Source organism: Chitinophagales bacterium (genome assembly GCA_020636495.1).
Classification (GTDB): Bacteria; Bacteroidota; Bacteroidia; order Chitinophagales; family Chitinophagaceae; genus UBA5543.
Window position 1 is genome coordinate 713,666 of sequence record JACJXQ010000008.1, and the last position, 10,317, is coordinate 723,982.

Below are 10,317 nucleotides of genomic sequence, written 5' to 3' on the forward strand. Positions count from 1 at the left end.
CTGTAAGTGGTAAAATTATATTTTTGTCGCCATTACTATGCGTATAGGCGTAAATACAAGACTTTTATTGAAGGGAAAACTGGAAGGGATCGGCTGGTTCACCTGCCAGACACTGGAAAGAATGGTGCATGAACATCCTGAGCACGATTTTTTCTTTTTCTTCGACAGGCCCTATGATGAGTCTTTTGTTTTTTCTACCAATGTCACACCCGTGGTGGTGCCGCCGCAGGCCAGGCATCCTATCCTGTTCGCACTCTGGTTCGACTGGACACTACCCTATGTGCTTAAAAAGCACAAGATAGATGTATTTCTGTCGCCCGACGGATTTTGTTCGCTCAGGACGCCGATACCTACCTGCCTGGTGGTACACGACCTGGCTTTTGAGCATTATCCTGAACACCTTTCGTTTGCTAACAGGTATTACTGGCAGTTCTTTCAGCCAAAGTTTGCCAACAAAGCCAAAAGGATAGTGACCGTATCTGAATACTCCAAACAGGATATGGTGACCCAGTATGACATAGACCCTGCAAAAATAGACGTGGCCTGCAATGGGGTACACGATGCTTACCGTGAGCTGGAATGGCGGGAGAAAGAAGCTGTGAAAGAAAAGTATGCCGATGGCTGCGAGTACTTCGTTTTTGCCGGTGCCCTGCACCCCCGCAAGAACATACTGAACATGCTGAAGGCATTTGTTGCCTTCAAAAAAATGCAGCGCAGTAACATGAAGCTGGTGATCGTGGGCCGTTTTGCATGGAAGTATGAGGAGGTGCTGGAGATGAAGGAGAACATGCCTTTTAAGGATGATGTGAAATGGGTAGGCTATATGAACGTAGACGAGTTGCCCGCCGTGATAGGTGGTGCCTATGCTATGCTGTACCCATCGTTCTTCGAAGGTTTTGGCATACCCATACTGGAGGCTTTAAAATGTAATGTGCCTGCCATTGTAAGTAATACATCGTCTATGCCCGAAGTGGCCGGCGAAGCCGGGCTGCTGGTGAACCCTGCTGATGTAGAGGATATTGCCAACAAAATGGAGATGCTATACAAAGACGAAGCACTGAGGGCTAAACTCATCGCTCATGCACCGGAACAGGTAGCCAAATTTACCTGGGAAAGAGCCTCGAAAGTGCTTTGGGAGAATATGATGCAGTGCGTGAATAAGTAACGCATTTTGTTTCCAAAAGCTCCGTTTTGTTTCCTGTTTGTTTCCAAAACGACAACTTTATTTCATGCTGTTTCTGATGTAATTGGCTAATTACCAACTGTTTGCGGGTGTTTTGTTTCTTTTTGTTTCCTGCAAACGACTATTTTTAAAAAGTTGCCACTTTGTTCCCTTTTATCCTTTTCCGTTTCGTATTTCAAAGAGCTTGAATTGCCATATTTCCAATGCGCAATTATATTGTAAATATACGTAATTTTGTTGTATTTTAAAAATATAATGTGGACTGGGTAGGGTGATCTCGCTTTTGTGTCAATCAGGGGATTGACTGCCGGGAAGGACGTAGTCGGGGGCTACGCCCAACGGGGGTGGCATAAATTATAATTCTTCAAGTCTATAGTTTGGCATTTCATCATAAGTTCTTCCATTAAGGATCCTGCCAGCTTTTTTCTTGTTAGTACCACCCCATTGTTTAAAGAAAAATGCGACCCCTGCATTTTCGCATTGTTGTTGGATATCTAATGCCCAGTCGGGATCCATAGTGCGCGGCTTACGACCACTTTCACCACCAACAATTACCCAGTCTATGTTGTTTAGATTTATGTTTTCAAGAGGTCCTATAAGAGGCTCACAGGATAGAAACTTTACCCTTGCATTAGTTTGCCTTAAGTAGTCTATACGTTCAATTACTCTGTTGTCTTCTACAGAGACACCCATCCAAATATTATGTGTCCACTTTAGCTCTGTATGTAATTCTAAAAGACGTTCAGCTCGTTTGGTTAATACTTGGAAAACATGCTGTGGGTTTTCATTCATTACCTGAAATACCCTTTTAATAAATGATAGTGGTATTTGGGGATGGAATAAATCACTCATAGAGTTAACGAAAACAATTTTGGGTTGTTTCCATGTATAGGGTGTTTTAAGGGTGTCTGGATGAGTACGGACTTTAAAAGCATCTTTATATTTCTCAACTCCCATTGCTTGCAAACGTTTGGACATTACTTCTGCATAGCAATATTTGCACCCTGCTGAAATTTTTGTACACCCTGTTGTAGGGTTCCAGGTCATTTCGGTCCATTCTATGCTGCTCTGTGCCATTTATTTGATTTCAATTTTATGAATTTCCTCTCTATGAAGATTGCTCGAAATTAGTTTAAATCTGTATTCTATTTTATTACTTGATTTCAAGCGTTTTAAAATTACGTTTGCATCTTTAAGTAAAAAACCTTCAGTTAAGGTAAACAAGTATACAGACCTATTCGTATTTAAAGAACCATTGATTATTTTATCTTCTAATGTTTTTTCAAATACTTGTCTCTTATTTGGAACGTTTAAGTGAGGGAACATGGTAGGGGCATGTTCATTTATTTTTTCGTTGTCTATGTCAAAGTTAGCTTCTCCTCTTAAAGTGTCATTTTTCCAAGCAACATTTAGAAATTTTTCTATTCCTAAAGTGTGATTACTCCCAAATATTAATCCATATATGTTTGAACCTTTTTTTATTGAAAATGGGGCCAAATAGTATTCTTTATTCTCCGGTATTAAAGACTTATAAAAATCTAGCACTTTTCTGTGTACATCAAAGTAGTTTGCTTGTTTTATGTCATTGCTCAGAGTTGGAAAATACTTCTTAAACTCAGGAGTTTCTGCAAATCTTTTAAAATACGAAGACGAGATGTAAAATAGCATATCTGTCTTACGTAAGTTTATTAGTTGTTTAAAAACCTCTTCCGTAATTTCTTTAATACCATTTTGGTCTAGAAAAATGAAGTTTGCTGAATATTTCATGCTTTCGGAATACTCGTCAAATACATTCTTAAATTCATCACAACGTTTTTCTACATGGTAATTGCCACTTGTCTCAAATTCATCAACATGTCTTTTAAGTTTTTCAAATGAATTTGGGTCTTTCTCATTGAACAAGACTTTTAAATCAATTCCATTTTTGTCAATGTATTGATTTAAACTGTTAATAACACTTAAGGCAATTAGCGGACTACCAAGATATCCTGTAATATCACACCCTTCGCCCGCAAAAAAGTCAAATACCTGTACATTTTTCCAATACACCTTTTGAGGAGCAATAAATACAGGTAGCCATTCTTCAAAATACTGTTTATAAAGTTGCAGTTTTGATTTCGTTCCCTCATCGAAAGGTTCACTAAAAATACTCTTTACTGCCATCGGAAATAGTTTAGGTTAAACAAATGTACAATAATGTATCTTGTGTACATTCTCAGAACAAAGTACTTTACTTGAGGAAAAATAAAAACGGGAAAAACACCCTGCCATTTGGCAGGAGAATTTTGTATAATACGAGGGAGGAGATGTGAACCAGGCTGTGTCTAAGTGCTCAGGGGATTATTTCATTCAAAATATCTTTTCAATTGCTTCAATGAGTGTTGCACAGTTATCACGTCGCTCATGCTTCGCTCCTCATAATGACGGCAATGATTGGGGAATGACTAAATGATCCGCTGCGACTTACCTGCGCCTGCCTGGCGGGTAAAGAGCAATACATACACCAGTATGAGTAGTACGGATGTAATGCTGGATGCTAATATCTTCAGCATCAGGTAGCCAATGTTCTGCATGCTCCACAGCTCAATAATGAAGAAGGCAGTGTGGTGCATCACAATGAGGAAGGATACATAAACCACGAAAGGCAGCCAGCCCATGTTCTTTACCGATGGTGTCTGCCCGGTATATTCGGTCAGGTTTTTGGGCATCAGTGCATTCAGCACGTTGATGCGGAAGTAGGCTATGAGCACGGTAGCAAAAGCATGCATGCCCGCGGTGTTCATAAATGCGTCTACACTCAGACCGCATACAAAGCCTGCTAATAGCATTACTGCCACGGGTGTTTCAAAAGGCAGCAACAGCAGGAACAAAGGATACAGGAATGGTATAAAAATAGGGAAGCCGGTAGGTTGCGCCCACCATTGCAGTGTAACCTTATTTAGTATCAGCACCTGTATAAGCAGGATAACGCAGAAACGGATGATATTTTTTATCAGTACACTCATTCTTTGCCTGTTGCTGATTGTTCAAGTTGACGGCGTTCCGGTGCCATTTTATTCTCTACCACATACACATATTGCAGCCTGCGGAAGTTAGTAGTTGGTTTCAGGTATAATATCTGCAGGTTCTTACTTTTTACCAGTGCGGTTTTATATACAATGCCAATGTTCACACCACCGGGGAAGAACGAATATTCAGTAGTGAATACCGTATCTCCTTTCGACACTTTTATCTGGTTGGGTACATCCTTCATCAGCAGTTTGTCCGGTGTTTGTCCGTCCCACGATACATAACTAACAGTACCATCTTTCAGTCGTGCACTTACCTGTTGCTTTTTGCTGAGTACAGATAGTGCTGTTGAGAAGTGTGCTGATGTATTCACTATCCTGCCCACGATACCATTGGCCGATATAACGGCCATGTCTTTTCTTATTCCATCGTCCTCGCCCCTGTTCAGCGTAATGAAGTTATTTACAGAACCAACGGTATTGTTGATGACTTTTGCATAACGGTAATAGTAATCGGCATACTTGACCTTTGCCGAACTGTCAGGGTTGGGTATAGCATAGTTAGCAGATGAATCACGTAACACATCAATGCCGTCGTGTGCGGATAGTTGCCTGCGCAGCGCTTCATTTTCATGCACCAGGCTATCGTTCATACTCTTCAGCGCGAAGTAGTAGGCCACATCATTTCGTTGCTGGTACATAGTACCCAGCAGCATGTTCGACGAGCTCATGATGTCGTTACCTTGTACTGTATCAGTACGTGCAATGAGTACGATGCATACTATCTCCAGTACCAGGAAAAGTATGAGATTGAAGAACCTCCGTATGAACAGAATAAAATTGCGCACTGCTTATGCTGCTCTTAAGTATTTTAAGTTATGTGGTACAAGCAATCGGAAAAGTACCGTTTTGCTGCATACACTTAGTTATTTCATAAGGAAAGGCATCCTGGCGATATTCTTCAGTGCCATGCCCGTACCCCTTACCACGGCACGCAGCGGATCGTCTGCTACATGTACCGGTAATTTTATCTTTTGAGAGATACGCTTATCCAGCCCCCTGAGCAAGGCGCCACCACCTGTCAGGTACAGGCCACGGCGGTATATATCCGCTGCCAGCTCGGGTGGTGTGCTTTCCAGTGCTTTCAGTATAGCTTCTTCTATTTTGAAAATAGATTTATCCAGCGCCTCGGCCACTTCCTGGTACGATACCATGATCTGCTTAGGAATGCCCGTTACCAGGTCACGTCCGTTTACTGCAATGTCATCGGGTGGCGTATCCAGCTCTTTAAGCGCAGAACCTACGTGTATCTTTATCTGCTCGGCCGTACGCTCACCTATCATCAAACTATGATAGCGGCGCATAGCCTCCATAATATCCGCGGTAAATTCATCACCCGCAATACGTATAGACTGGTCGCAAACAATACCGGCCAACGCTATCACTGATATACCGGTAGTACCACCGCCTATATCTATGATCATGTTACCTGTAGGTTCTTCCACGTCTATACCGATACCCAGCGCAGCGGCCATCGGCTCATGTATCATATATACCTCTTTGGCGCCTGCCTGCTCGGCAGAGTCGCGTACGGCACGTTTCTCTACTTCGGTAATGCTGGAGGGGATACATATCACCATTTTCCAGCTGGGAGGAAACCAGGGTTTCTTTTTAGGGTGCACCAGTTTGATCATCTCGCGCAGCATACCCTCGGCCGCGTTAAAGTCGGCTATCACACCATCCTTAAGCGGGCGGATGGTCTTCAGGTTCTCGTGCGTCTTCTCGTGCATCATCATCGCCTTTTTACCCACCGCTACTATTTTATTAGATTGACGGTCGATAGCAACAATAGATGGCTCATCAACAACTACCTGGTCATTATGTATCACCAACGTATTGGCCGTACCCAGGTCGATAGCTATCTCCTGGGTCAAAAAATTAAACAATCCCATATAGAGGGTATATATAAATAATTTAAACTATGTTTCTGTCCTGACAGTGAAAACTACGGTTTTTTACCTGAAAAACACGAAAAAATGCACTGTTCAAGGCAAAAATAGGACTTTTGCAACCGAAAAGTAAATAAAGTAAAAAACTATATGAGCCTCGTCTAATGTTATCTCATTATTAATTCCCGGTTACACTCAAAAAAATTAGCACAGATTTTGCATAGAGTAATACTATAGTAAAATTGAAATCATATTAAAAACCCTTTTTATGAATAAAACACCCCGTTTATTGAGCTGGTTAGTGATCCCGCTCGTGTTATCAGCATCTTCATGCGACCCGTTTGGAAATAGTCATACGCAAGTTGTAGAACCAATTCCGCAAGTCGGCAAAGTAGAAGGCTGGGCTCCTGTTTATGCAGCAGATGATGTGGCAGGCACTATTGCATCAAAAGACCCGCAGGCAATTGAGAAAGGTGGTAAGATATATGTGAGAGGACATATGCTGTACCAGGTAGAAGTAGGCAAAGGTATCCATGTGATAGATATCCAGGATGGCAATAATCCTCAAAAAGTGAAATTTATACAAGTAACGGGTGCGCAGGAAATGGCCGTGATGGACAATAACCTGTACACCAATAACGTGAATGATCTTGTTGTGCTGAACATCAGTGACATCAACAACGTGCAGGTAATAGACCGCGTGTCGGGCGTGTTTCATTTAGTAGATCCTACTCTGCCGCCTGTTGCCGGATACTTTGAATGCGTAGACGCATCAAAAGGTGTTGTAGTAGGTTGGGAACCCAAAACATTAAATAACCCTGTTTGCAGGAGAAATTAAAACCACAAAAAAACAACGATCATGAAGTCTTTTAAATATATACTTTTTGTAGCTCTTATAGCATTTATCAGTTCCTGCGATAAAGCATCCAATTCGGTTGGTTCATCTACTTCTGAACCTGCATCCGTAGATAATGGTGGCTCAGGTAAAGGGGGCTCGTTAGCGAGGTTTACCATTGCACAAGGTTACCTGTATGTGGTTGACGACCTGAAACTACATGCTTATTCCTTAGCTAATCCGGCATCGCCTAAATTGACCAGTACACAGATACTGGGCGAGGATATAGAAACTATTTACAGCTATAAGGATAAACTGTTCATCGGTTCTCAGAATGCCATGTATGTTTATTCAATAGCTGACGCATCCAAGCCAACCAAACTGGGTATTGCCAGCCACGTACGTGCCTGCGATCCCGTGGTGGCCAACGATACGATAGCATATGTGACTGTACGTAGCGGAACCACGTGTGGTGGTACGCAAAACGCATTGTATGTATATGACGTGCAACATGTACTGAACCCGGTAGAAAGGAATGTTGTGCCATTAGAGAGCCCGTGGGGGCTGGGTATGGTTGGTAAAACTCTGTATGTATGTAACGGTAGCAACGGGCTGAGCCTCTATGATATATCACAACCCTACTATCCTACGTTGAAACAAAAATACTTTGACGATACTTATTATGACGTAATACCCTACAATAATATGCTGATATGCATGGTGCAGGGCGGTATGTTATTATATGAGTTAAAGCCAGACGGGCAGATAGTGAAACTGGCCAAGATAAGCGGATAATGCAAAATGAATAATAGAATAACGAAAAGCCCCTGCATTGGCAGGGGCTTTTCGTTGTAAGACATGACAAAACTCATTTTTTAGGATAACCTGATGACTCAACTTTGAAGCATTAAATCCATTATTATGAGTATGAAAGAAACATTTGAAGTACACGGTGAGCAATTAGTGAAAAAGATAAAAGAACTGATAGCTGAAGGTAATGTTCGCAAAGTGACAATAAAAGATCATGAAGGTAAAGAGTTGATGAGTTTCCCGCTTACCATTGGTGTTGTGGGTGCTTTGCTGGCACCGATACTGGCAGCGGTAGGAGCACTGGCTGCCCTTGTAGGTGATTGTACCATTGCAGTAGAAAGAGAAGAAGAATAAAAAAGCCGCTATGTAGCGGCTTTTTTTATTAATGTTCGTTTCTCAAAGTTCCTTCCAGCCGGTAGCTGGTTGTAACAGTGTTGCCAGAATCAACATAAGTAGTAGTATATGTGATGTTGTAGCTGTTTTTCAAAAGGTCAACTTGTCCGGTTCCTTTTATCTTAAAGTCTTTATAATCACTTGTTACTGATCGCCCGCGTACCGTTTGTTCATCAATAGTGATGGCTCCTGTTCCGGGGTTAATTTTGAATTGTACTTCACCCGGCAATGACGATGAGTTTACACTGGTATATGATTTTGCCGCATTTGAGCTTAAGCTCAATGGGATAGAATTGATGTAGAGCGATAGTTCAGGTATGTAGTATGGGTAACTGTAATATCGAATTGTAATATTGGTTGTATAATGATTAACAACACTTTCAGTTAAGACATCTGTGACTATAATTGTTTTTTCAATTAAACTGTAAAATCTATCGTAGCAAGCGCTGTCTGTTATAGTATCTGAAACGATATTGACCGTATATTCTATTACTTCCTTGTTTGAAGTTTTGCAGGTGATTTTCAAAGGGTGTGGCCCTGGTTTCAGAAAGAAGCTTTCAACAATAATGTCTGTATTGTATGGTGCAAAACCGGATGCACTGCTTAGTTTTATGTTTGCCTTTGCCGGGGGCTCTGATAATGATAAGTCTACCTTCTGGCCTGAACCTGTTTTAGGTTTTATAGCAATGGTCAGAGAGCCGGTGCCCCATGAAGGAACGCTAAAGTCTCTCAACTCTGAAATAATAACACTTCTGGTATCTATAGATGTGGTATCAATATATACAGTATCTGTGACGGGCGGTAAAATGGTACTTTGTTTTTTCTGGCATGAACCAAGAAATAATACTACCAGGCATAAGGTTACGAGGATTTTTTTCATAATATAAAGTTTGGTAAATGATAGATGAATACGTAATTAACTATACAATTTATAAAAAACTCCCGTATTGAACGGGAGTTTTTTTAAATGTGATTAATAAAATTATAGCAGTGGAGTAACCAGTTTGTACGATTGAGTCACTATGCCGGTGCCATCATCATAAGAGGTCGTGTACAGAATTTCAGCCATATTCTTTTTCAGGTCGATCTTCCCTTCTCCTTTTACGGTAAATGTAGCCATATTGCCATTGGTTATTGTACGACCTTCTATCAGTTGGTCAGGTATAGTTAACATGCCTGTTTCGCTATCGAAATTGATCTTGATATGATACGAAGTTGTTGCACTATAGCTGACATATCTTTTTGAGGTAAGGTCATTATATGCCAAAAGCAGACTTCTTAGGTATAGTTGAGATTCTGCGATGTTATTATAAATGTAGGTAGTAGTGTATAGTACACTATCCGTTGTTGTGTCTTTTGACGATAGTGGATTAGACAAACTAGAGTACAGCATTGCGTTGCTCTCTTTCGTAGTCAATGTATCAACGGTCAGGTTGATCGTATAATCTGTTGTTTTACCTTTTTCAGTCTTGCTGGCAACCGTCAATGGATAGGTGCCACGTTTCAGGAACATAGCTTCTATCATCAGGGTTGTATTGAATGAAGTATAACCTGATTCAGAACTGAATTTTGCCATGGCATTTTCCGGAACGCCTGATATCATCATAGATACCTTCTGCTCCAGTCCGCTGTTGCGGTTAACAGTTATTGATGCAGATGCTGTACCCCACGGGTTGATCCTGATGTCTCTGATACCGGAAATGGTAGTACTGGTATCTATGGGCACTTTGCCTGCGTTAGAATCAATATAAACGGTATCGGTTACCGGGGGCAAAGTTGAAGTTTGCTTTGTACAGGAGGAACCGAACGTCAATGACAGCGCCGCTGCCGCAATGAGAACTTTCTTCATTTGAGGTATAGTTTTAGATGTGATAACGTAAACGTAATGATTTTTTAATATTAGTGCAAGCAATACCGCCACAAATACCGTGCTAAAAATCGTTAATCAGTTAATTTTTAATGAAATACACTATAGAATTGAGTATTTGTATTGGACTATTGAAAAAGGAGGTGCTCAATTGTAAGCAGGCAATCTATAATTAATTCCTATGCGTATATAACCCCGGCACATAAACAGGGCTTTTTGTTGAAGTTTCAGTTTTGTTTTTGAAACAAAGGTTAATCAATCAGTTGGAATTG

At 41.0% G+C, this 10,317-nt stretch carries 11 protein-coding genes; 4 read left to right on the plus strand and 7 right to left on the minus strand.

Annotated features, from left to right (window positions below):
• Positions 1 to 37: 37 nt before the first annotated feature.
• The gene (locus H6550_03250) at positions 38 to 1,165 is read left to right on the plus strand and encodes a glycosyltransferase family 4 protein (protein MCB9045138.1); all 1,128 of its coding nucleotides are present in this window, start codon (positions 38 to 40) and stop codon (positions 1,163 to 1,165) included.
• 372 nt (positions 1,166 to 1,537) lie between these two features.
• Here H6550_03250 and H6550_03255 read toward each other — a convergent pair whose 3' ends face one another.
• The 5 genes from H6550_03255 to H6550_03275 all read right to left on the minus strand — a co-directional run bounded on the left by H6550_03255 (position 1,538) and on the right by H6550_03275 (position 6,143).
• Complete coding sequence (locus H6550_03255) at positions 1,538 to 2,260, minus strand: phage Gp37/Gp68 family protein (protein MCB9045139.1); 723 nt, start codon at positions 2,258 to 2,260, stop codon at positions 1,538 to 1,540.
• The gene (gene tcmP, locus H6550_03260; GenBank protein ID MCB9045140.1) at positions 2,261 to 3,346 is read right to left on the minus strand and encodes a three-Cys-motif partner protein TcmP; all 1,086 of its coding nucleotides are present in this window, start codon (positions 3,344 to 3,346) and stop codon (positions 2,261 to 2,263) included.
• 281 nt (positions 3,347 to 3,627) lie between these two features.
• Positions 3,628 to 4,188 carry a rod shape-determining protein MreD gene (gene mreD / locus H6550_03265; protein MCB9045141.1) on the minus strand — a complete coding sequence of 187 codons (561 nt, stop codon included), beginning with the start codon at positions 4,186 to 4,188 and terminating at the stop codon, positions 3,628 to 3,630.
• Complete coding sequence (mreC, locus tag H6550_03270) at positions 4,185 to 5,039, minus strand: rod shape-determining protein MreC (protein MCB9045142.1); 855 nt, start codon at positions 5,037 to 5,039, stop codon at positions 4,185 to 4,187. The genes mreD and mreC overlap by 4 nt, the downstream gene beginning before the upstream one ends.
• Before the next feature lie 78 nt (positions 5,040 to 5,117).
• A complete protein-coding gene (locus H6550_03275; protein ID MCB9045143.1) occupies positions 5,118 to 6,143 on the minus strand; it encodes a rod shape-determining protein in 1,026 nt (341 codons plus the stop codon).
• A gap of 265 nt (positions 6,144 to 6,408) precedes the next feature.
• Between H6550_03275 and H6550_03280 the strand changes: the two genes are divergently transcribed.
• The 3 genes from H6550_03280 (at position 6,409) to H6550_03290 (ending at position 8,139) form a co-directional block, all read left to right on the plus strand.
• Complete coding sequence (locus H6550_03280; GenBank protein MCB9045144.1) at positions 6,409 to 6,978, plus strand: hypothetical protein; 570 nt, start codon at positions 6,409 to 6,411, stop codon at positions 6,976 to 6,978.
• 21 nt (positions 6,979 to 6,999) lie between these two features.
• The gene (locus tag H6550_03285; GenBank protein ID MCB9045145.1) at positions 7,000 to 7,770 is read left to right on the plus strand and encodes a hypothetical protein; all 771 of its coding nucleotides are present in this window, start codon (positions 7,000 to 7,002) and stop codon (positions 7,768 to 7,770) included.
• A gap of 126 nt (positions 7,771 to 7,896) precedes the next feature.
• Positions 7,897 to 8,139 carry a DUF4342 domain-containing protein gene (locus H6550_03290; protein ID MCB9045146.1) on the plus strand — a complete coding sequence of 81 codons (243 nt, stop codon included), beginning with the start codon at positions 7,897 to 7,899 and terminating at the stop codon, positions 8,137 to 8,139.
• A gap of 28 nt (positions 8,140 to 8,167) precedes the next feature.
• Here H6550_03290 and H6550_03295 read toward each other — a convergent pair whose 3' ends face one another.
• The gene (locus H6550_03295; GenBank protein MCB9045147.1) at positions 8,168 to 9,058 is read right to left on the minus strand and encodes a hypothetical protein; all 891 of its coding nucleotides are present in this window, start codon (positions 9,056 to 9,058) and stop codon (positions 8,168 to 8,170) included.
• Between the two features lie 102 nt (positions 9,059 to 9,160).
• Positions 9,161 to 10,027 carry a hypothetical protein gene (locus tag H6550_03300; protein ID MCB9045148.1) on the minus strand — a complete coding sequence of 289 codons (867 nt, stop codon included), beginning with the start codon at positions 10,025 to 10,027 and terminating at the stop codon, positions 9,161 to 9,163.
• Positions 10,028 to 10,317: the final 290 nt, after the last annotated feature.